We start from the raw sequence: 22,440 nt of genomic DNA, 5'->3' as shown, positions 1-22,440 counted from the left end.
AAAATAAATTCAGTTGGGGTCTATTAAGTAACTTGCTTTTATACAGTGTATCTTAACACTCATTAATTCTAAGTTACTTTAGAGCAAAAAAAAGCAAAGACACAAAAAACACTTTGCGTCTTTGCTTCTTAGCGTCTTTGCGCGAAACTAACCTAAATTATAAATTAACCCTTCCTGCAACTTATCCAAAACACTGCGATATTTCCTGTCCTGCTGCCAAATTCCGCAACAAACGCCGCATAATCTTACCAGAACTGGTTTTCAGTAAAGCATCAGTAAACCTGATTTCACCAGGACGAGCGATCGCTCCAATCTCATTATTATGGTGCGTAAGTCCTATAAGAATTATTTTTTACAGTAATTTATCTACCAAATTATTAGCTAAATCTAATAACTCTAGATCATCCATTAGATCAAGATCATTAGCTAACACATTTTTGACAGCAGATGTTTTGTCATGTTCTCTAGAAATTCTCAAACATTCCTCTAAATTAACTGCCAAATCGAACAGTGATGTATCTCCTATATATTTTCTAATCTTGATAGCTACATCATCATCACTTACTAAAAAATCTTTCAGAGCATCGAACAAAGAATTAGATATTTCATCATCTCCCCAGGTTTCTAGCCAATCACCTTCAACATCTTCTACATAAATATGAACAAAATTTAATCCATAATTTAGCCAATCTTGCTGCATTCTCCGGGCTGCTGCTAAAGCTTCGGTCAAATCTTCGAGTTGGGCGCTATTATTAGTTTGTTGTTGGTTAACCATAAATGGTATTTTCCGCGGATTAATGATGTTGGCTAGGACACAGACTTCGATTTCAATACTTGGGAATCAGGAGAAATTCACATACTTCCCTGCCGCGAGATGATCACTGTTATACAGCGCGACATTAACTAACTGATTGATAAAATCATGTTCTTTGGGATTGTAACTGAGAAACAATCCTCTTTCGATTTCCCACAATTGCAGTGCATTTTGCCAATTTTGATATTTTTTGCTATGGAATTCTTCGCTAACACTTGTGACTTGAATACAAAGTGGTTTATTTTGATGATTGCTAACAATTAGGTCTGTTGCCATAGAAAGGTCGGCTATATAACGCCGCCAAAAATCCCCTTCATGATGGACAATATCCTGAGCTATATATTTAATAATATCACTATCAGCCTGATTAAACTCCCCTGCCATCATTTTTTTCTTCCAAATGTAAAATTTGGTATCTGTGGCATTTATCCATTTGGGAAATAGACAACCATACCAATATCGCTCATTGGCTGTCATTTGCTCAAACTGTAATTTTTGGTCTTCCTCAGAAGGTAAGGATTTAATAGCCAACCAAACCTTAGAGTCCGTAATTACTTCTAGCAAAAAAGCTACGACGATTGGTTTAGATGTCAGTGAACCAAGCTTGATATGTCTGATCCAACGGTTGATCTCTCTTAATTTTACGGTGAGATTGGGATCTATTCCAGAAGCTTGCTCGATCAGTAGATTTAGTTTATCCTTAATTTGTTTTGCTTGCAAACTATACCCTATTGTAGAACACTACTAACTCAGTTGCTAAAAATTTATATTGAAATTGGTCAGTAAACAGGATTGTTAAAAACATCATCATTATTTTATGTGACGGCTGCATTGAGAAATTCAGCGTTAATTAATTCTCGTACTAGAGTAATACTAGATCAGCATATCAGTAAATAATCTTTACAGTGGATGTAACTTCATAAAAATCTAAAGATTATTTACCACAACTCAGTTAAAAATAGTTTTCAGTCACAATCTCATTGGCATAAATCACCATGTCTCAACCGACTATAGAATCTATACTACAGGAAAAACGGCTATTTTATCCTTCTAGTGATTTTTCGCAACAGTCAAATATTAAAAGCCTAGAAGACTATCAGCGTCTTTATGATGAAGCCAAAGCTGATCCTCAGCTATTTTGGTCAAAATTGGCAGAAACTGAGTTAGAGTGGTTTAAAAAATGGGACACTGTACTAGATTGGCAACCACCTTTTGCTAAGTGGTTTGTAAACGGTAAGATTAATATTTCTTACAACTGTCTTGACAGACATCTCACTACTTGGCGCAAAAATAAAGCAGCATTGATTTGGGAAGGAGAACCGGGAGATTCACGGACGCTGACTTATGCCCAATTGCATCGGGAAGTTTGCCAGTTTGCGAATGTATTAAAACAGTTGGGAGCAAAAAAAGGCGATCGCATTGGTATTTATATGCCGATGATTCCCGAAGCTGCCATAGCTATGTTAGCCTGTGCGAGAATTGGCGCACCTCATAGCGTTGTTTTTGGTGGATTTAGTGCTGAAGCTTTACGCGATCGCTTGAATGATGCCGAAGCCAAGTTAGTGATCACTGCCGATGGTGGTTGGCGCAAAGATGCAATTGTTCCTCTTAAAGAACAGGTAGATAAAGCTTTAGAGCATGATGCAGTTCCCAGCGTGACAGATGTCCTCGTTGTCAAACGCACAAATCAAAAAACCCAGATGTCAGCAGGACGTGACCATTGGTGGCACGATTTACAACAAGGCGTTTCCGCTGATTGTCCCGCTGAACCAATGGACAGCGAAGATATGCTGTTTGTCCTTTATACTTCTGGTAGTACCGGCAAACCGAAAGGCGTTGTTCATACCACAGGCGGTTATAACTTATACAGCCATATCACCACGAAATGGATTTTCGATCTCCAAGAAACTGATGTATACTGGTGTACTGCCGATGTAGGTTGGATTACGGGACACAGCTATATAGTTTATGGTCCCCTTTCCAACGGTGCAACCACAATCATGTATGAAGGTGCGCCCCGTGCTTCTAATCTTGGATGTTTCTGGGATGTAATTGAAAAATACGGCGTAACTACTTTTTATACTGCACCTACAGCAATTCGCGCCTTTATCAAAATGGGTGAACATCATCCCAAATCCCGCAATCTTTCGTCTCTGCGATTGCTGGGAACTGTCGGTGAACCCATTAACCCCGAAGCTTGGATGTGGTATCACAAAATCATTGGTGGGGAACGCTGTCCGATTGTGGATACTTGGTGGCAAACTGAAACCGGTGGGATTATGATTACACCCCTACCTGGGGCAATTCCCACTAAACCAGGTTCTGCAACTCGTCCTTTCCCTGGTATTATTGCGGATGTGGTGGATTTAGACGGCAATTCTGTTCCCGAAAATGAAGGTGGTTATTTAGCCATTCGTCATCCTTGGCCAGGAATGATGCGGACTGTATACGGTGATCCTGATCGTTTTCGGCGGACTTACTGGGAACATATTCCACCCAAAGATGGTAATTATACGTACTTTGCTGGTGATGGTGCAAGAAAAGATGAGGATGGCTATTTCTGGGTAATGGGGCGCGTAGATGATGTCCTGAATGTCTCTGGACATCGCTTAGGAACAATGGAAGTAGAATCTGCGTTAGTATCTCATCCTGCGGTGGCAGAAGCTGCGGTGGTCGGTAAACCGGATGATTTGAAAGGGGAAGAAGTTGTAGCTTTTGTAACCTTGGAAGGGACTTATCAAGCCAGTGAGGAGTTGAGTAAGGAACTGAAAAAGCACGTTGTTAGTGAAATTGGCGCGATCGCCCGTCCTGGTGAAATCAGGTTTACTGATGCTTTACCAAAAACCCGTTCTGGTAAGATTATGCGGCGGTTGTTGCGGAATCTAGCTGCTGGTCAAGAGGTATCAGGAGATACTTCAACCTTGGAAGACCGCAGTGTTTTGGATAAATTACGAGAAGGTTCATAGTCGTAGGGGCGCAGGGTCTGCGCCCAGTCACTAGTACACAACGGCGTAAATCAATTAACCATTAAGAATTCTCAAAAAGCTTGTGTTATCTGCTTTTTTAATTTTTAATTTTTAATTCCGCCCTGCGGTACTAGGCTGTTTATAAATGGCGATCGCATGACATTTGCCATTTATAAGCAGCCTGTTTATTCTGTTTTTGGATTAACAATTGCCAATTTAATTATAAAATTAGAACCTGCATATAACTTACTTTTTACAGATATTGAACCGCGAGAATGACGGAGTAACTGTTTAACAATTGTTAACCCTAATCCAGCACCATTGAAATCTTCAGATATTCCTGTTCTCACTCGATAGAAACGATCAAAAATCTTAGGAATTTCGTTTTCAGGAATCCCCATTCCTGTATCACGAATTTCTAAAAGAATATAGTCTCCTTGTAATTTTGCAGATACTAATACTTGACCACCGGTGGGAGTAAATTTCAAACTATTATGTAGTAGATTAATCATAATTTCTCTCAAGCCACCGTTAACACAATAAACAGATGGTATATCGTTAGGAATTGTGGAACTAATCATAATTCCTTTTTCCTGTGCTAATGATTGATATGTACTAACTACACCAGGAATAATATCCGATAAATTAACCGCTTCTAATTTGGTTTCGGCTAAATTACGTTCTAATTCCAATAAATGCAATAAGCCAGTAATTAGAGAACTCTGGCGATCGCATTCTTGATTAAGCATCTGTAAATAACGTTGTCGTTGTGGTGGTTTTATCTGCGGTGAATTCAATAATGATAATGCTGTTTTTATATGTGTTAATGGTGTCCGCAATTCCTGACAAATATTAATTAAGTATTCATCTTGAAGATATTCTTTGTTATCTATATTTTGATGATTTTGTCGAACTTTTATTATTTGTTTATTTATGGTTTGCTGGTTTATTTCTTCTTGTCGTTGTATTTGTTTAATCCATAACTGATTGATCAGCCTGACTTGTGGCGGATATGGACAAATAAAATCAGTAAATATGGGAGGTACATCAGGCGGATTTACTCGTTTAATCTCATTAACAACTTCCTGAATAATCTCACATTCAAAAGTATTAATAGTTAATAATGGTGATTTTTTCTGAGACTTAATTTTTTCCCGACTTTGATTTTCTGGAATTTGTCTTGCAGCTACCATTAAACTCCAAAATTCTGGTGATAAAATCAATAAAAAATATTCATTTTTCAATTGATTATCTGCTAGTAATTCTATATTAATATAAAGATCAGAAAATTCTTGTTTATTAGTTTGATAATTATAAATATTTTTAGAAAGATGCTCGCATTTTTGATAGCGTTCTATTTCGGAATACCAAAGTTTTCCCGGTGGTAATTTGACTAATATTGTGGCAGCAATTTGCTGTTCAATTAGTAAATCAATTTTGGCTCTAATTATTGATAAGAGTGTAACAGGAGTAAAAAATATTGGTGTAGTAGATTTTGAGACATTCAGTGTCAAATTATAAACAGATAAATCGTCAACAAGAGAATATTTCATGAGTTAACTACAATTAATAATTTTATAATTTCATACAGCAGGAATAGTAGGGGCGAAGCATTCGGACGATAAATTATCGGTTTTTCCCAACTTTATTTTCCGAATGCTTCGCCCGTATTTTGTTCAACCCAACCTACCAAAATCTGCAATCTGCTGTAAGAATTTATAGAGATTTTATACTTTCAAAAAGGGAAATTATACAACAACTAATTCAGAAGGGCGGGGAAACCCCACCCCTACAAAATTAATGATCTAATTCTGGTTGTTGATTCTTTGCGCTAAAGCTTCCCGCGCTTGTTCCCTGTCGTCAAAATGGATTTTCTCAGTACCGAGAATTTGATAATCTTCGTGACCTTTACCAGCTAATAATACACCGTCTCCGGGTTGAGCTTGTAAAATAGCAGTCCGAATTGCAGTAGAGCGATCGCTGATAACTAATGGTTGTACCATATCAGGAATACCTGCCAATACATCCTGTAATATCTTTTCTGGATCTTCCGTGCGGGGATTATCAGATGTTACCACAGCTACATCTGCAAGTTCCGCCGCAATCTTACCCATTTTCGGACGTTTAGTGCGATCGCGATCGCCCCCACAACCAAATACACAAATCATCTTACCAGGAATAAACGGCCGAGCAGCTTTCAACAAATTCTCCAAACTGTCGGGAGTATGGGCATAATCCACAATGACGCTAATATCTTGCACAGAGTTAATTTGCACCCGTTCCATGCGTCCAGGAACGCCGGGAAATGCAGGAATAGCATTTGCTACCAATTGCAAATCTAACCCCAAATGGACAACCGTCCCCACCGCAGCTAAAAGATTTTCTAAGTTATATTGACCAACTAAAGGCGAACTAAAATCGACATTTCCTTTGGGAGTATGTAAAATTCCACTCACACCATTGGGTTGGTAATTTAAATCACTCATCCAAAAATCAGCAGTATGATCGTTAACGCTATAACTCCAAACCTGTTCTGGATTTAAAGACGCAATTAATCTTTTACCATAAGCATCATCAAGGTTAATTATTGCCTGTCCTTGCAGATAATCAGCACTAAATAACAACGCCTTCGCTGCAAAATAGTCCTCCATATCTGTGTGATAGTCCAAATGATCTTGAGTAAGATTAGTAAATACCCCCACTTCAAAAGCACAACTTAAAACCCTACCCTGGGCTAAAGCATGAGAACTAACTTCCATTACCCCAGTTTCACAACCAGCATTTATGGCTTTAGCTAATTGCTGCTGCAAATCCACAGCAAAAGGAGTGGTATTAACAGCAACTTCTTCAAAACCAGGCCAGCGCGTGTAAAGTGTGCCTATTAAAGCCGTTGGTAAATTAGATTGAGTTAAGAAATATTCAATTAAGTGAGTAGTGGTAGTTTTACCATTTGTCCCTGTCACACCCACCATTTTCAGTTTTTGTCCAGGATAACCATAAAACGTTGCGGCTATTTGAGCGCAGACTCTTGTCATATTATCGGCGCTAATTACCACAGAGTTTGGTGTAGGCGGATTTTTCCCAAATGCTTCTGAGGAAACAATGGCTGCAACTGCACCAGCAGCCAAAGCACCAGGCCAAAACTCCCCACCATCTACTCTAGTTCCTGGCATTCCCAAAAACAAATCTCCCATAGTACAAGCATGGGAATTCGTTTTCAGTCCTTGAATATCAATATCCGGTATATTTACAGACTCAATCCCATCTACAGCCGCTAATAATTCCCGCAATTTCATCTAGTGAACCTCGCCACAAGCTTGTCTTGCGCTTATTTAAACATTATTTTTTATTTATTGGGAGAGATTTGCCATGGAAAACGCATATTTAATTTTTACCAGCTATTTATTAAAAAATTACCATGTCTTTTGTAGAAAAACATGGTAATTAAAGTCTCTATCTAATCCAATTAAAAATTTATACCAAACTTGCTCTAAATTCTTTGAGAATTCTACCAATTTCTACGAAAGTCTCATCTTGTGAGAGTTTTTGAAGAGTAACAGGATCACTTTCCTTGACAATGGCATTGTATGCCTCAATCGCTTCATTTAGCTTATTGATATCTACAGTTGCTAAATCACCAGCTTGAGCAACTTGAGAATCTGCTTTTAGTCCCTTAGTGCTTGCTACTAATTCAGGTGTTAACTGAGCTACAGGAGTACCTGGAGTAGATGCTTGTGTAAGTACACAAACATTTGATAGTGCAACAAATAAGGTACTTACCCGTATTGAGCTAACACCATAACCTAGTAAATTTGTTGTTGTTCTACTAGCCAACGCAGGAGTATTTTCTCCCCTGCGAGTAAACAGTTCGCGCACCTGACCTCTAATGGTAGTAGTGGTAACTGTAGTTTGGCTAAATAGATTAGTAGCAAAACTATTCAACGCAATCTGAATAGTCTGTGTAACTGTTAAAACAAAAGAACCCCGGACAGGACCGGGTGAACTAATAACCCCAGATAATCCTTGAATTACAGTTGTGGTGATTGTAGTAATAGAGAAAGTATCACCAGAAGTTGTAGATGAATCTGGAGTTGTACCAGGAACAACAACTTGACCGGCATTTGCTCTGTGAGGAAAAGCTACTAAAGAACCTAATAATAAGGAAACAAGACCCACGCTCAAGGTCAATTTTTGCTTAATCATGCTTCTGCCTTAAATTTTAGTGAAAAAACTCGGATATTAGAACTGGAAACTATAACCTGCACTGAGACTAAAACCTGCACTATTGATGTTGTCACTCACATCAGTGAAAATAGCATTAACGACTAAAGGTGTTTGTTTCAGGGGAACAAAGGACGCACCCAAGTTCAAACTACTTCCAGTCCAACTACTAATCAAAGAGGCCGCTGGAGAAAGTCTATAACCTAAACTGCCAAATAAATTAAGATCATTATCACCGCTGTTTCTTGCACCCTTGGATCTATAGCTACCAGTACCAACACCTACAGAAGCTGTTAACTGTTGAAACTGTTGGGTAACTACTCCATAGATAGTCTCTTGAGGAATATCTGCTTCTCCCCATTTAATGGCATTTGACCAGCCGATAGCTACTCCTGTTCCACTATTAGGCAGGTATTTGTGTAACTTTAATCCAATAGTTCCGCTATCACCAAAGTCACCAAAGTTAGGTTCTTGACCACCTACACTGATAATATTAGTGGCAACTTCCAAACCTACGGATTGAACTGAATTTCCTAACCCGAAACCAACGGACAAAGAACCATCTACATCACCATCAAAAGGAAAGTATAGTCCACCACCGATAAAAGCTTGTCCCCAATTTGCACCATAAGCAGTGGGAGTACCAGCACTGGAAGAAGGTGCAGCAACTAATGGTGGTTTGCCGCCTTCAACAATAGGCTCAATTAGTAGTTCCTGACGTAGTTTGTTGGATTCACCAAAAGTATCACCAACACTACCAGAGGAATCTGTTTGGGCGATAGTTTTTGGTTTTTGCTGCTGAATATCCGACAGTTTATTTGCTGGAACAAATGTATCACCTATACTGCTAGAGGAATCTGTTTGGGCGATAATTTTTGGTTTTTCTAGCTTGAGTGGTTTGCTAAATTCAACAGCAAATGCTTCTGGCTTCAGGTTCAAATCAGTGAGGACTGTTTGTTTATTATTAGTAGTTAATTCATAGCTGCTGTTTTTAGGAAATAAGCTCTCAGCAGCAGAGGCTGGCTTAAGAGAGATGGTTGTAGATAATAAAAGGCAACTCAAGAGGGGTGTGCTAATGAACCGAACCCAATTAGTTGAAATTACTTGGGAAAATTTGTGTTTAGTCAAAGTATTGCTCCTCACACTTATACACTATTAAATCATACGAAATTATACTCGTAATTCCGGGAAAAATCAAAGTTTTCTTAGTGCTAAATTTTAGCTTATAATGCTGTAATCCCCTATAGCTATATAAAGCAGGGTGCGTTCAAAATAAATGTAAGCATACCGAGCCTGGTGAGATTTAGCAAAATTCCAGTTATCTGTAGAGACTGATCATAGAAGAGTTGACAATGTAAAATCCTTACAGAAAATGTTGATAATTATGGCGAATTTATCAAAAATATCCCTATTTATGGGTTAGGCTTGTGGCTGATAACTTCCAGAAAGTTTCACAAAAAAAAGTTAAATTGACAATAGGCGAAGAAAACGGGGAAACAAAAGTGAGTGCTGGATTTGATTACGATTTAGTGATTATTGGCGCTGGTGTAGGTGGACATGGTGCGGCCTTACACGCTATCAGCTGCGGTCTAAAAACAGCGATTATTGAAGCTGCGGATATGGGAGGAACTTGTGTAAACAGGGGCTGTATTCCTTCTAAAGCATTACTGGCAGCTTCGGGAAAAGTGAGGGAATTACGCAATGCCCATCACCTCAAGTCTTTGGGCATTCAAATTGGTAATGTCGAGTTTGAGCGGCAAGCGATCGCTGATCATGCTAACAATCTCGTCTCCAAAATCCAAGGAGATTTAACCAATAGTCTCAAACGCTTGGGAGTTGATATTATCCAGGGTTGGGGTAAGGTAGCAGGTACACAAAAAGTTACCATTGTCACAGATCAAAGTGAGAAAACCATCACAGCCCAAAATATCATCCTTTCTCCCGGTTCTGTCCCCTTCGTTCCCCCAGGAATTGAAGTAGACGGCAAAACTGTGTTTACCAGTGACCAAGGCGTTAAATTAGAAACTCTCCCTCAATGGGTGGCAATTATTGGTAGCGGTTACATCGGGTTAGAATTTTCTGATGTTTACTCGGCTTTAGGTTGTGAAATCACTTTGATTGAAGCCCTAGACGAGTTAATGCCAGGATTTGACCGGGATATTGCTAAATTGGCAGAACGGGTATTAATTAACCCCCGTGATATTGAAACTAAAGTCGGTATCTATGCCAAAAAAGTTATTCCTGGTTCACCAGTAATCATTGAGTTGGCTGACTTTGAGACTAAAGAAGATTTAGAAGTTCTGGAAGTTGATGCTTGTTTAGTCGCTACAGGTCGTGTTCCCGCTACTCAAAATCTTGGTTTAGAATCTGTTAATGTCGAACTTGACCGCCGCAATTTCATTCCAGTTAATGACAATATGGCGGTATTATCAGCCGGAGAAGTTATCCCCTATCTCTGGGCTATTGGTGATGCTACCGGGAAAATGATGTTAGCTCATGCTGCATCTGCTCAAGGTATCATTGCTGTAGAAAATATTATGGGTCGTCAAAGAATAGTTGACTATCGCAGCATTCCTGCCGCTGCTTTTACCCACCCAGAAGTTAGTTATGTGGGCTTGACAGAAGCCGCCGCCGAAACTTTAGGATTAACTGAAGGTTTTGAAATTGCCACCAGTAAGAGTTACTTTAAAGGTAATTCCAAAGCCTTAGCGGAAAAAGATACTGATGGGATGACAAAGGTTATTTACCGCAAAGATACGGGCGAAGTTCTAGGAGTACATATTTTTGGACCCCATGCTTCCGATTTAATTCATGAAGCCGCAGCCGCTGTTGCTAACCGTCAATCTATCCACAGTCTCGCTTACTTGGTTCACGCTCATCCAACGCTTTCAGAAGTTATCGATGAAGCTTATAAACGAGCTTTGGTAAGTTAGTAGTCAATTGTCAGTGGTCAGTGGTCAGTGGTCAGTTGAAAAAATGGCGAAATCTAACTTCGAGAATTTGCTAGTTTACCAATTAGCAGAGAAATTAGCTGATGAGATTTGGAACATTGTTCTTCATTGGGATGAATTTCCTAAAGCAACAATTGGTAAGCAAATAGTCCGTTCTGTTGATAGTATTGGCGCAAATATTGCAGAAGGTTGTGGTAGGTATAACTTTCAGGATAATCGCCGTTTCGTTAGAATAGCGAGAGGTTCTTTAAATGAAACTAGACATTGGTTGCGACGAGCTTATAGACGAAATCTGTTAACAAATGAAGAAGTAAATAGGCTCAAACCAATCATTGATGAACTTTCTCCTAAGTTAAACGCTTATCTTAACTCCATTGGCAATATTTCAGAAAAAAACTCTGACAACTGACAACTAACAACTGACAACTAACAACTGACAACTAACAACTGACAACTGACAACTGACAACTGACAACTGACAACTAACAAATATGCAAATCCGTCGTCGTTCACCTAGCCCGGTTATTAATGTTTCTATAATTCAATATCATTCCGCTATAGAAGGGGCAGCACCAAATAATATTTTAGAAGAAATTGTTTGGCACAAAGAAACAGAAGTTGAGCAAATGCGGGAAAAGCTACCTTTGCGGGAATTGCAGAAAAAAGCCCTCACAGCCCCACCGATTCGGGATTTTGTCGCTGCTTTGCGTCAAGGTAAAACTAGTCCGGCTTTAATTGCTGAAGTGAAAAAAGCTTCTCCTAGTAAAGGGGTATTGAGGGCAGATTTCGATCCAGTAGCGATCGCTCAATCTTATCAAGCAGGTGGCGCTAGTTGTCTCTCTGTCCTCACAGATGTCAAATTTTTTCAAGGTAGTTTTGAAAATCTATCTTTAGTCCGTTCTGCTGTGGATTTACCTTTACTATGTAAGGATTTTATTATCTATCCTTACCAAATGTATTGGGCGCGAATTCATGGTGCAGATGCAGTTTTATTAATAGCAGCAATTCTCAATGATCAAGATTTGCAATACTTTATTAAAATCGCTAAAAACTTGAAAATGGCGGCTTTAATAGAAGTTCATAACTTAGAAGAACTAGATCGCGTGTTAGCTTTAGATGGAGTTTCTTTAGTCGGGATTAATAATCGCAACTTGGAAGATTTTTCTGTTGATTTGCAAACTACTTGTCAGTTAATGACAGCCAGAAGTGAACAATTGCAAGCAAAGAACATCCTTGTAGTTAGTGAATCAGGATTGCATCACCCGGAGGATTTAAGTGTAGTTAAAACAGCAGGTGCAGCCGCTGTACTGATTGGTGAATCATTAGTGAAACAACCAGATCCTCAATTAGCGATCGCCAATCTATTTGCTTAATCACAAACTATTGCCTTTTGTTTCTTGCCTAACAGCAATTATTTGTTTCCTGTGTAACAATTAATTTGGGATTAGCTAAACTTTAACTAAAAGTAAATTAAAAATCCCCAAGTTGTAATTTTACAATAAACTACATGGAGCCAATTCCTTTACCCTCTCCTATCCATTACGAACTTATACTTCAACTTTTAGAAAAGCAAACAATGACTTCCATAGGTCAAAACCAAGACCTCCGCAATCAAGTCAATCAACTGATTATTACCCTGCGAAAAGCCGCATCTCAACAAAAGCGACTAGAAGAAACTTTTCAATCTTCCTCGCTAATTATTGATCACCGTTGGTCTATTAATCATGTTGGGAATAAAGTTGATTGTTCGTGATGAATATATATTTCAACAACACAAAACCATGTCGTAAAAACCATGGATTTTGTGCCAAACTTACCAGAAAAATCAATCATAAATCTAAAATTCCCAATCCAACTTTCAATAAGCTCAACCTGGTAATATACAATGAAAGCTTATTGACGACGCGCAGCGCCAAAAATACGGTGTAGCGAAACCCACAATAGATTTTGTGGGTTGTTTTTTGTGTTTTTATCCCCTGTAGGGGTTACTTTGTATTGTATTGAAATTTTAGGAAATACAAATGGATAATAAATTGATGCTGATGATTCCTGGTCCTACCCCAGTACCAGAAGCAGCTTTACTAGCATTGGCCAAGCACCCCATTGGCCACCGGACTGGTGAATTTAGTAGCATGATGGGAGAGGTGACAGAAAACCTCAAATGGTTACATCAAACAGCAAGTGATGTATTGATGTTAAACGTCAGCGGTACTGGTGCTGTAGAAGCGGGAATAATTAATTTTCTTTCTCCAGGCGATCGCATATTAGTCGGTTCTAATGGTAAATTTGGTGAACGTTGGGTAGAAGTCGGTCAAGCTTTTGGCTTAAATGTGGAAACTGTCACCGCAGAATGGGGACAACCCTTAGATCCAGCCCAATTTGCAGCCAAACTCCAAGCTGATACCAACAAAGAAATCAAAGCTGTCATTATCACCCACAGCGAAACCTCAACTGGTGTGATTAATGACCTAGAAACTATCAACCGCCACGTTAAAGAACATGGTGAGGCTTTGATCATAGTTGATGCTGTCACCAGTCTAGGGGCTTACAACGTCCCTGTAGACGCTTGGGGACTAGATGTAGTCGCGTCCGGTTCTCAAAAAGGCTATATGATTCCTCCCGGTTTAGGATTTGTCTCCGTCAGTGCCAAAGCCTGGGAAGCCTACAAAACCGCGAAATTGCCCAAGTATTACTTAGATTTAGGTAAATATCGCAAAGCTACCGCTAAAAATACCACTCCTTTTACTCCTCCTGTTAACTTAATGGTGGCACTACACACCACCTTGGGAATGATGAAGAAGGAAGGATTGGAAGGCATCTTTACCCGTCATGAACGCCAAAAAAATGCTACTCGTGCAGCAATGAAAGCGTTAAATTTATCATTATTTGCTGGTGATAATTGTGCCAGTCCTGCCATTACCGCTGTAGCGACCCCAGGAATCGAAGCAGATAAAATTCGGTCTTTGATGAAAAAACGGTTTGATATTGCTTTAGCAGGTGGTCAAGACCATTTGAGTAATAAAATTTTCCGCATAGGTCACTTGGGTTTTGTGAGCGATCGCGATATTCTGAGCTGTATCGCCTCCCTAGAAGTTGTCCTTCCAGAAGTGGGTCATGAAAGCTTCACCTCCGGTGCTGGTATCGCAGCAGCAGCAAAAGTTTTTGCCCAATAGTCATTAAACTGGTCATGGGTAATTGATAATTGATAATTGATAATTGTCAATTGTCAATTGTCAATTTTCACCTTATGCCGTTTCTAACCAATCATAAATTTGTTCTAACTGTTCTAGAGTAATTAGCCCATACTGCCAAAGAGTCATTGTTAAAGAACCGGGATCTTGATCCCGATTACGTAATGCTACAGCCAGAGAAGCCGTAGAAATTGCCAAATCTTCCTGGAGAAAATTAATCAGCCGTGAATATCTTGATGGTGTCATTTGTCTCTCACCTCCTTGGGTAGAGTGTATAGTTAGGGCTTGCTTATCCATTTCTCGGTATTGTTATAGCCTGTATCTTATTTGTTACGCTCTTGCAAGTAATTCAAGAGTTAAAAGTTGTATAGAAAAATATGTATTTTTCCCAATAACCCTTTTGTAAAGCATTAACCTTACTGAAGGTAATACTACGCCACCCTACTGATAACAATAGGGGAAAACCCTTAATACAGTATCTCCTATATCTAGTCAGGATAAGAATTAGGAAATACTTCACCTGTGATGTTAGCGTTAGCTTTAACATCCGCTTGTTTACTTTTTTTTAAGTGACAAAGATTTCATAGCCTATACTCCGCTATTCGCGCCTATTTACACTTGCGCCAAAAGGGAGATTTTTGCTACTTCACTCTGAAGTCGTGATTTTAACTGAAAAAAACCTAAAATTCGATGTTATTCACACTACTGATAAATATTAACCTCTTCACTGCTATTTATGCTAGGTTATGTAATATTTTTTTGGTCAGAATAATTATTTATCAGTTAAAGATTCTGAATCAAGACTCATGCTATCTCCAAATCAGATCATGGTTAGATAATCCAATGCTTGATTTGACAAAAGTTCTGACTCGGCGACTTCGGGGATTTTTACTTGCAGAGGACTTTTTTCGCTCTTCATATAGTGGATAATCATACCCTGTTTACCGAAGGGTTAAAAAATCAATTTTGACCCTATCTCCTATCTGTAAACCTAATTCTCCTGCTCGTCCTGATCTGAGTTCAATAACTTGATCTATAGGGACATTCGGACCATAGGTAGGACAAGGTTCTCTATCGCAAGCAGGAGCAGCTATTTGTATATACTTAACTACACCTTTCTGGAGAAATACCATATCTAAAGCAACAGGTACATTTTTCATCCAAAACTGCACGGGTTGTGCTGAAGGAAAAACAAACAGCATTCCTCGGTTATCTGGTAAAGCCGGTCTATACATCAAACCCATCATTTGTTGTGCTTGTGTTTTCGCTACTTCTAACTGAATTTTTGTCCCTTGAGGAAGAGTAGCTTCAGCCGAAATTGGTAAATTTTGACCTGCATTTACTGGTGATTGGGTTGGTGATTCTATTGTCATAGAGGGAGATTTAGCTGTTGTGGGTGGTGAACAGCCCATGAGTAGAATACTGAGTAATATTGAACAAAAACTGAGCCAAGAAATCATAAGTAATACCGAGAACAGGAAATAGGGTGCAAGAATTAGGGAAAAAGTGATAATTTTCCTAAATCACCTCTTCCCTAATCGCCACGAGCTTATGTACTGGAATTTAGATTTTGATTATTCTACTTAATTTCTGCAAAATTGCCCACAAATTTAGATTTTATTTCTCGTTTCTCGATTTTAAGAGTCTCTTAATACATAACCTACACCACGCACTGTTTGAATCAGGCGTTTTTGGCCTTCTTCCTCAATTTTGAGGCGAAGATAACGAATATATACTTCAATGACATTAGACTCACCCATAAAGTCATAACCCCAAACATTTTCTAAGATTTGTTCGCGGGTTAATACTTCACGGGGATGTTCCATTAAGAATTTTAAGAGTTCAAATTCTTTCATGGTTAAGTCAATGGCTTTACTGCTGTAAATAGCGCGACGTGTTCCTATATCCAATACTAAATCGCCAAATCGTAATTGTTCGGTGGTATCAATGTCAGGTTTGAGATAGAGACGAATTAGCTTTAAAAAATCTTCCGAACGATAAGGTTTTAGGATGTAATCGTCAGCACCAGCATCTAGACAAGCTACACGATCATCTACTGTATCTCTAGCCATTAAAACCAGTACAGGAGAACGATTACCCATGTTTCTGAGATTTTTACATAGAGATAGTCCTGATTCTCCGACTAGCATTCTATCTACAACAATAAGAGCGGGTTGACGATGGTTAGAACCACCATCGTCATCACGACAGTATTCTAGTCCATGGGCTGTATCATGAGTCACAATTGCATCATAGCCAGCTTCTTGTAAGTCAAAAGCTAACTGATTAGCTAAAGTTTCATCGGGTTCAATTACCAACACAAAAACAGAGGAATTTTGAGCAGCTATCATAGCAGTCTGGGTGATTGGATTGGGAATTTGAAATTTTTATACCAATTTGCATCATGATTGCAACTAATGAAAAGACACAAAGCTGATGCAGTCTGCCTTTGACAATCAAGAATCTCAAATGATATACAGTAGAATTCAACGAGTCAGGATGAACAGTCAGTTGATGTTTAACGCTAGAGTCATGTTTTAATTGTCAGTTTGTACTTCATGTACCTGCAATATGCAGTAATTACTAGATTCTAACTCTTGACTTCTGACCGAATTTTAGATTTCCAATTGAGAATTCTGGCTTGAATGATGCAAAATCTCCAATTCATCCGCTGGTTTTAAGTATGGGAAAATCCCAATTCTCTTGCCGAAGCGCCAGAATTAAAGAATGGAGCCAAGCTAAAATTTAAAATTGTTTGACTCGTGTTGAATTATTCCCAATACCATCACCTGACAAGTAATTCTGGAAAAATACTCAAAACAGAAGTTTTTACCAATAATTACTGACAACTAAGGCAATTCTACTGAATTGGGTTTAGCAATATGCGGTAAACCCCAACCTAATTTTTCTCGGAGAACACGGAAAAACTCTGGTGATTGGAGACGAATAAACCGGGCGCTATAGGGCGATCGCTCCATATATACCCGATCTTCTGGCAAAATATAACATCCACCATTTCCATCTACTACCATCACTAATCGCGGAATGTTAACAGGATAGATATTAACTGGTTCATTATCGGGAAACACCAAAGCCCTAGAAGCTAGGGAATGGGGACAAATGGGTACTAACTGTAATACAGGGACACCAGGAGTAATTACTGGTCCACCTGCGCTTAATGAATAAGCTGTAGAACCCGTAGGGGTGGAAACAATAATCCCATCAGCCGCAATATCCACTGGTGAATGTCGCCCCACTGCAATTTCAAAATGGCACATACAAGTTAAAGGTTCTCGATGTAGCACCATTTCATTTAAACAAAGGGCTTCCCATGTCACTGCATCTCCCCGGAGAACTTTGACAGTGAGCATGACTCTATCTTCAATTTCGTATTCACCCGCCATTACTTGTTCTATGGCTTGGGGCAATTGGTTGAGATAAGTTTCCGTCAAAAATCCCATGTGACCAGTATTAACTGTCAGCATGGGTATACCACAGGGGGCGACTAGGCGTGATGCTGCTAACACAGTTCCATCTCCCCCTAACACCACTGCAAATTTCATATCTGAGTCAAAGCCAGGGGGCGTAAGACCTTCAATAGGGGTGTGACAAACAGGACTGTCTGGTTGAGGATAGCCTAATATACCACCGATACTCGCGGTGACACAGACATCCCAACCAGCCGCGGTGAGTTTGTCTTTCAGTTCGATAGCGACATGACTCGCTACCGGTTTAACGTCGTTATAGATGATGCCTGCTTTCGGCACAGTTTACAATTCCATACCCAAATATTGAATGTTTTTAACACATTTTGGACTACTATATAGCATTCCTCAATCATTTGTGAGAAATCTATTGTCTATGTCTATCTTTCTAGCTATTGATTTTGGAAGATTGTTTAAAGGGAGTTTTTTTACTTTTCTGCTTTTTGGTTTTAGCTTTCTCATAATCTAACTCTTTCAGCTTCTTCATAATCCGGCTGAAGTATTCTTGGAGGTAAACTTCCAGGGTGGTAGTTTGTTCTTTATCTAACCCAAAGACAGTATATACTTCGTCCATTGTTTCTGAATTTAGAGCTTTCCCACTGGCTAAAACTTCGGTAAAAGCTAATCTATCAGCCACGTTCCATCCCCACTGAAAGAAACGTAAACAGTTCTGCACAGTCCGCAGTAAGCCTATGGGCATCCGTGTTACTTTTGCATCTCTATCAGATAACCGTTCACAAAGATTAATAATTTCCTCTGCACTCCAAGCGCGAGTTCCCACGACAGGGAAGGCTTGTTTTTCTGTTTCTGGCACACTCAAAGCCCGAACAGCGAATTTAGCAATGTCTTGGGTGTCCATATACGCAATAGGCGAAGATGTACCTGTTACCCACACAGGCTGTTTTTCAAGAATAGGTATACCATACTGACCAATTAACCCTTGCATAAAGCCGGCTAACCGTAAAATGGTATAATTTAAACCTGATTCTGCTAAGAATGCTTCTGTACATCGCTTAATTTCCATCAGCGGTACATTCGGGTATTTATCGGCATCGAGAATTGAAAAGAAAATAAATCTTTCTACACCAGCAGTTTTAGCTGCTTGAATTAATGCTACTTTCCCATCCCAGTCAACCTGTTTAATAGTCAGTGAATCTGTAGCACGGGATGTAGCAGCATCAATGACTGCGGTTACACCTACTAAGGCCTCTGGCAAGGTTTGAGGATTACATAAATCTCCCCTTACCAGTTCTGCACCCCATTCTTTCAAAAAAGCAGCTTTTTTAGGACTCCGAACGAGACAGCGGACTTTGTAACCTTCATCAATTGCGCGACGAGCCACTTGTCTTCCCAAGGTGCCAGTTGCACCGACTATTAATAATGTCATGGGGTTGGTTATATATTTTAATGTTTATGAAAAGAATCTTAACAGAATTAGTTATCTAAATAAAACTTTACATATTTTTAAGGAGAAAGAAGTCGTAGGGGCGAAGCATTCGGGCGATAAATTATCCATTTTTGTCAAGGCTATTTTCCGAATGCTTCGCCCTTACAGGAGTCAGACGAAACAAGAAAGAAATTTTTTCCCCTGCGCCCCTGCCCTCTATTCTTCTGCGCCTTGAATTTTGAGTAAGAAAGCACCAATTGCCCAACCTACAAAGATTAGACCGAAAGATAGCATCGCTGCATTTAAGATTTCGCCACCCATTTGCTGTAATTCTCCCTTATGGATTGTTGATTTATGTGTCTTGTCTCTAATGCTGAACTTGATTTGAAGGCTCAAATCTCATTTTCAACTTTGAGGACTCAGGTAAACTTGGTCTATTCGCATGATTGAGTTAGACCTTCGTCAATAATTCTAAACCAATTCAGGGGTGATAATTGAGGATAGGCTGGGAAATCCCGCCCCCATAACATGACTAATGACCAATGAATAATCAAAATAAACGTATACGGTTGGCATTGACGCTTGGAGATCCGGCGGGTATTGGCTCTGAAGTAATTTTAAAAGCTTTAGCAGATCCAGAAGTTACTCAAAACTGTGATCTGGTAGTGGTGGGTAGTAGAACTTTATTAACTAAAAATTATGAATATATTAGTAAAAATACTGACAATTCTCTAGCTTTGGTGAATCCTGCTGATTTGTCTATGATTGATATTCCTACTGCTGGGGAAATTATTAATGGTGTAGGGAATGCGGCTAGTGGTGCAGCTAGTTTTGCTTATATGGAATATGCGATCGCTCAAACCTTAGCGGGTGAGTTTGATGGGATTGTGACAGCACCTATTGCTAAATCGGCTTGGAAGGCAGCGGGTTACAATTATCCAGGACAAACAGAACTTTTAGCCCAAAAGGCTGGTGTTGACCGTTTTGGGATGTTGTTTGTGGGGCGATCGCCTTTTACTGGCTGGACACTCCGCGCTCTACTTGCTACCACACATATTCCTTTACGTCAAGTAGCTGATACTTTAACACCGCAATTATTAACTTTGAAATTAGATTTGCTGGTGGAGTGTTTAGAAAATAATTTTGGGATTAAAAATGGGAGAATTGCGATCGCTGGATTAAATCCCCATAGTGGAGAAATGGGACAATTGGGAACAGAAGAAATTGATTGGCTAATTCCCTGGTTGGAGTCAGAACGCCAAAAACGTCCCCATTTAAAGCTAGAAGGACCTATACCCCCTGATACAATGTGGGTTAAACCGGGTATTGCTTGGTATGGTAATTCTGTGATCAAAAATCCGGCTGATGCTTATTTAGCACTTTATCACGACCAAGGTTTAATTCCGGTGAAGTTAATGGCTTTTGATCGGGCTGTAAATACTACCATTGGTTTACCGTTTGTGAGAACTTCCCCAGATCATGGAACAGCGTTTGATATTGCGGGAAAAGGGATTGCTGATGCGACAAGTATGAAAGCAGCGATTCAATTAGCGGTAGAGTTGGTGAAGCAGAAAGTATAGTTTAAATGTATAGGGGTAAAAAAAGCGCAACTCTTACCTATAGAATTAAACGTAGGACTTACGCACAAGTCACGAAAGAACGAACCACGAAGGAACGAAGGACACGAAGACAAGAGGGTTTCAGAGATATTTTGCGTAAGTCCTAAAACGATTAGGCAATTTTGGCTATACCCCCCTGAAAATCAAACCCAGAAAGATATAGGTTAGGAGTGTAGTCGCTTATAAGACAAGCACATGAATATCCAACCTAGAGAAATTCAAAAATACCTAAAAGTAGATGGGACAAATCCTTTTGATAATTGGTTTGATTTTCTACGAGATAGAAGAGCAAAAGCTAAAATTAGAGCCAGACTTGACAGAGTTGAAGATGGTAATCTAGGAGACTGTAAGTCCGTTGGAGAAGGTGTATTTGAACTGAGAATAGACTATGGACCAGGCTACCGGATATACTTTGGACAGGAAGGATCAAAAATTATTTTGCTCTTGTGTGGTGGTGACAAAAACACACAGATCCAAGATATTCGTAAAGCCAAAGAATATTGGGAAGATTATCGGAGTCGAGACAATGCCTAGAAGTACAAGTTATCACGTCAAACTAATTAAAGACTTACAAGATCCTCTAGAAGCAGCAGCTTATATTGAAGTCGTTATAGAAGAAGGTGATCCTAATATGTTAAATAAAGCACTCAAAAATGTAATTGAGGCTCAAGGTGGAATTGATAGATTTTCAGAGACAGTACAGCAATCCTATAATAAATTTGCACAAATTCTTGCTGAAAAAGGAGAAATTGAGTTTTATGCTTTGACTAATGTACTTAATGCTTTGGGATTGCAGTTAGCAGTAACAGTGAAGTCAGCTTGAATTATTCAAATCATGAAACTATTGTTAATTTTACAATCACCGAAAAATGGTCAGAAGGCCAAACTCCTTCCCACTGTTGACTGTCAATAATAACTTGTTCTGTTTGGAAAGAGCGATCGCAATATATAGTATCAATAGCATCCCAAGCAGCACCTGTAAAATCGTGAAAGGTTTTTTGTTGTTCTAGAGGAAGAGTAGCTAAAGGATCTTGTAATTGTTTACCATTAGCTAAAGGTGATAGGAAAATTTGTCGTTCTGGGGTGTGAGGATTGGCGTTAAAATCTCCTGATAACAGTAAATAATCTTCTGGTGGAAATTGGGCTAAACGTTGACTAATTAAAGCTGCACTTAATTCTCTAGATTTGGCATTTTCATGATCTAGATGGGTATTTACAAGAGTTAGAAAAATACCAAGATTACTAACTTCAAAATTACCCCAAGTTGCCATACGTGGTAAACGAGTTCCCCAAGTAATACTACCAGGAATTTCTGGAGTATCACTGAGGTAAAAATCTTGTGTTTGCTGAAGCTTCAGGCGTTGAGGCTTGTAGAAAATTGCACAATGTTCGCTTTGTCCTGTCCCCGTGCGATCGCCCCCAATAATTTTATATTCTGGTAAAAGTGCTTGTAAATCTCTCAGTTGATGGGTTTTTCCCTCCTGCGTACCCATTAAATCCGGTTGGTAGTGCTGGATTAAAGAAGCGATCGCACCTACACGCTTTGTCCACTGACGCACCCCTGAATCTGGTTTGTCATAGCGGAGATTAAAGGTCATTACAGTAATTTGCATTGATATTGTTTTAAGCTGAAGATGGGGAAATATTTTGAGAATATCTTGTAAAGGAGAAAAATTAAAGCCTTTATCTGAGGCTTGAATAGACATCAATCCCTGACTGGCTTTAGCTTCACCATCTCTGAATTAATCACACTGATCATCTAATCAAGCCCCAATATAAACACTTAGGTAATGCACGTATTAAACC

22 protein-coding genes and 1 pseudogene are annotated in these 22,440 nt (G+C 39.2%); 9 read left to right on the top strand and 14 right to left on the bottom strand.

Features of this window, described 5'->3' with window-relative positions; all coding sequences use genetic code 11:
* Positions 1-147: 147 nt before the first annotated feature.
* The 3 genes and pseudogenes from FJR04_RS26605 to FJR04_RS07445 form a co-directional block, all read right to left on the bottom strand.
* A pseudogene (locus tag FJR04_RS26605) lies at positions 148-328 on the bottom strand (hypothetical protein); the annotation flags it as partial.
* A 24-nt stretch (positions 329-352) separates the two neighbouring features.
* On the bottom strand, positions 353-775 hold the full coding sequence (locus tag FJR04_RS07450) for a hypothetical protein (RefSeq protein WP_168493193.1): 423 nt from the start codon (positions 773-775) through the stop codon (positions 353-355).
* Between the two features lie 66 nt (positions 776-841).
* A complete protein-coding gene (locus tag FJR04_RS07445; RefSeq protein ID WP_174763515.1) occupies positions 842-1,534 on the bottom strand; it encodes a hypothetical protein in 693 nt (230 codons plus the stop codon).
* Positions 1,535-1,809: 275 nt separating this feature from the next.
* On the opposite strand from FJR04_RS07445, the gene acs reads away from it, so the two are divergent.
* Positions 1,810-3,780, top strand: a complete 1,971-nt coding sequence (acs, locus tag FJR04_RS07440; protein WP_168493192.1) for an acetate--CoA ligase — start codon at positions 1,810-1,812, stop codon at positions 3,778-3,780.
* A 185-nt stretch (positions 3,781-3,965) separates the two neighbouring features.
* Here the strand turns inward: acs and FJR04_RS07435 are convergent, their stop codons facing one another.
* From FJR04_RS07435 to FJR04_RS07420, 4 genes are all read right to left on the bottom strand, one after another.
* Positions 3,966-5,333, bottom strand: coding sequence for a DICT sensory domain-containing protein (locus FJR04_RS07435; protein ID WP_168493191.1), 1,368 nt, complete (start codon positions 5,331-5,333; stop codon positions 3,966-3,968).
* Between the two features lie 252 nt (positions 5,334-5,585).
* Positions 5,586-7,076 carry a UDP-N-acetylmuramoyl-L-alanyl-D-glutamate--2,6-diaminopimelate ligase gene (locus FJR04_RS07430; RefSeq protein ID WP_168493190.1) on the bottom strand — a complete coding sequence of 497 codons (1,491 nt, stop codon included), beginning with the start codon at positions 7,074-7,076 and terminating at the stop codon, positions 5,586-5,588.
* Between the two features lie 178 nt (positions 7,077-7,254).
* Complete coding sequence (locus FJR04_RS07425) at positions 7,255-7,983, bottom strand: hypothetical protein (RefSeq protein WP_168493189.1); 729 nt, start codon at positions 7,981-7,983, stop codon at positions 7,255-7,257.
* Between the two features lie 36 nt (positions 7,984-8,019).
* Positions 8,020-9,129, bottom strand: coding sequence for a hypothetical protein (locus FJR04_RS07420; RefSeq protein WP_168493188.1), 1,110 nt, complete (start codon positions 9,127-9,129; stop codon positions 8,020-8,022).
* Between the two features lie 374 nt (positions 9,130-9,503).
* On the opposite strand from FJR04_RS07420, the gene lpdA reads away from it, so the two are divergent.
* The 5 genes from lpdA to FJR04_RS07395 all read left to right on the top strand — a co-directional run bounded on the left by lpdA (position 9,504) and on the right by FJR04_RS07395 (position 14,125).
* Entirely contained in the window at positions 9,504-10,934 is a 1,431-nt protein-coding gene (gene lpdA / locus FJR04_RS07415) for a dihydrolipoyl dehydrogenase (RefSeq protein ID WP_168493229.1), read from the top strand.
* Between the two features lie 43 nt (positions 10,935-10,977).
* Positions 10,978-11,361, top strand: coding sequence for a four helix bundle protein (locus tag FJR04_RS07410; protein WP_168493187.1), 384 nt, complete (start codon positions 10,978-10,980; stop codon positions 11,359-11,361).
* An 82-nt stretch (positions 11,362-11,443) separates the two neighbouring features.
* A complete protein-coding gene (trpC, locus tag FJR04_RS07405; RefSeq protein ID WP_168493186.1) occupies positions 11,444-12,325 on the top strand; it encodes an indole-3-glycerol phosphate synthase TrpC in 882 nt (293 codons plus the stop codon).
* Positions 12,326-12,459: 134 nt separating this feature from the next.
* The gene (locus FJR04_RS07400; protein WP_168493185.1) at positions 12,460-12,705 is read left to right on the top strand and encodes a DUF5340 domain-containing protein; all 246 of its coding nucleotides are present in this window, start codon (positions 12,460-12,462) and stop codon (positions 12,703-12,705) included.
* A gap of 268 nt (positions 12,706-12,973) precedes the next feature.
* Complete coding sequence (locus tag FJR04_RS07395) at positions 12,974-14,125, top strand: alanine--glyoxylate aminotransferase family protein (protein WP_168493184.1); 1,152 nt, start codon at positions 12,974-12,976, stop codon at positions 14,123-14,125.
* 72 nt (positions 14,126-14,197) lie between these two features.
* Here the strand turns inward: FJR04_RS07395 and FJR04_RS07390 are convergent, their stop codons facing one another.
* The 6 genes from FJR04_RS07390 to FJR04_RS07365 all read right to left on the bottom strand — a co-directional run bounded on the left by FJR04_RS07390 (position 14,198) and on the right by FJR04_RS07365 (position 19,336).
* Entirely contained in the window at positions 14,198-14,389 is a 192-nt protein-coding gene (locus FJR04_RS07390) for a DUF2949 domain-containing protein (RefSeq protein ID WP_168493183.1), read from the bottom strand.
* 695 nt (positions 14,390-15,084) lie between these two features.
* Positions 15,085-15,603 (bottom strand): DUF192 domain-containing protein, encoded by a 519-nt coding sequence (locus FJR04_RS07385; protein WP_168493182.1) that lies wholly within the window; start codon positions 15,601-15,603, stop codon positions 15,085-15,087.
* Positions 15,604-15,780: 177 nt separating this feature from the next.
* Positions 15,781-16,494, bottom strand: coding sequence for a response regulator transcription factor NblR (gene nblR / locus FJR04_RS07380; protein ID WP_168493181.1), 714 nt, complete (start codon positions 16,492-16,494; stop codon positions 15,781-15,783).
* Positions 16,495-16,992: 498 nt separating this feature from the next.
* Positions 16,993-17,910, bottom strand: coding sequence for an NAD(+) kinase (locus FJR04_RS07375; RefSeq protein ID WP_168493180.1), 918 nt, complete (start codon positions 17,908-17,910; stop codon positions 16,993-16,995).
* A gap of 106 nt (positions 17,911-18,016) precedes the next feature.
* Positions 18,017-19,015, bottom strand: coding sequence for an SDR family oxidoreductase (locus FJR04_RS07370; protein ID WP_168493179.1), 999 nt, complete (start codon positions 19,013-19,015; stop codon positions 18,017-18,019).
* 216 nt (positions 19,016-19,231) lie between these two features.
* Positions 19,232-19,336 (bottom strand): PetM family cytochrome b6-f complex subunit 7, encoded by a 105-nt coding sequence (locus FJR04_RS07365; protein WP_168493178.1) that lies wholly within the window; start codon positions 19,334-19,336, stop codon positions 19,232-19,234.
* Positions 19,337-19,557: 221 nt separating this feature from the next.
* Here FJR04_RS07365 and pdxA point away from each other — a divergent pair, with 221 nt between their 5' ends.
* The 3 genes from pdxA (at position 19,558) to FJR04_RS07350 (ending at position 21,457) form a co-directional block, all read left to right on the top strand.
* On the top strand, positions 19,558-20,595 hold the full coding sequence (gene pdxA / locus FJR04_RS07360; protein ID WP_168493177.1) for a 4-hydroxythreonine-4-phosphate dehydrogenase PdxA: 1,038 nt from the start codon (positions 19,558-19,560) through the stop codon (positions 20,593-20,595).
* A gap of 234 nt (positions 20,596-20,829) precedes the next feature.
* Positions 20,830-21,168 carry a type II toxin-antitoxin system RelE/ParE family toxin gene (locus FJR04_RS07355; protein WP_168493176.1) on the top strand — a complete coding sequence of 113 codons (339 nt, stop codon included), beginning with the start codon at positions 20,830-20,832 and terminating at the stop codon, positions 21,166-21,168.
* Entirely contained in the window at positions 21,161-21,457 is a 297-nt protein-coding gene (locus tag FJR04_RS07350) for a DNA-binding protein (RefSeq protein WP_168493175.1), read from the top strand. Before FJR04_RS07355 ends, FJR04_RS07350 begins: the two co-directional genes overlap by 8 nt.
* Before the next feature lie 10 nt (positions 21,458-21,467).
* Here the strand turns inward: FJR04_RS07350 and FJR04_RS07345 are convergent, their stop codons facing one another.
* A complete protein-coding gene (locus FJR04_RS07345; protein ID WP_254445226.1) occupies positions 21,468-22,340 on the bottom strand; it encodes an endonuclease/exonuclease/phosphatase family protein in 873 nt (290 codons plus the stop codon).
* Positions 22,341-22,440 lie beyond the last annotated feature (100 nt).

Source organism: Anabaena sp. UHCC 0204 (assembly GCF_009711975.1).
Taxonomy (GTDB): domain Bacteria; phylum Cyanobacteriota; class Cyanobacteriia; order Cyanobacteriales; family Nostocaceae; genus Dolichospermum.
This window is presented reverse-complemented; position numbering and strand designations above follow the sequence as displayed.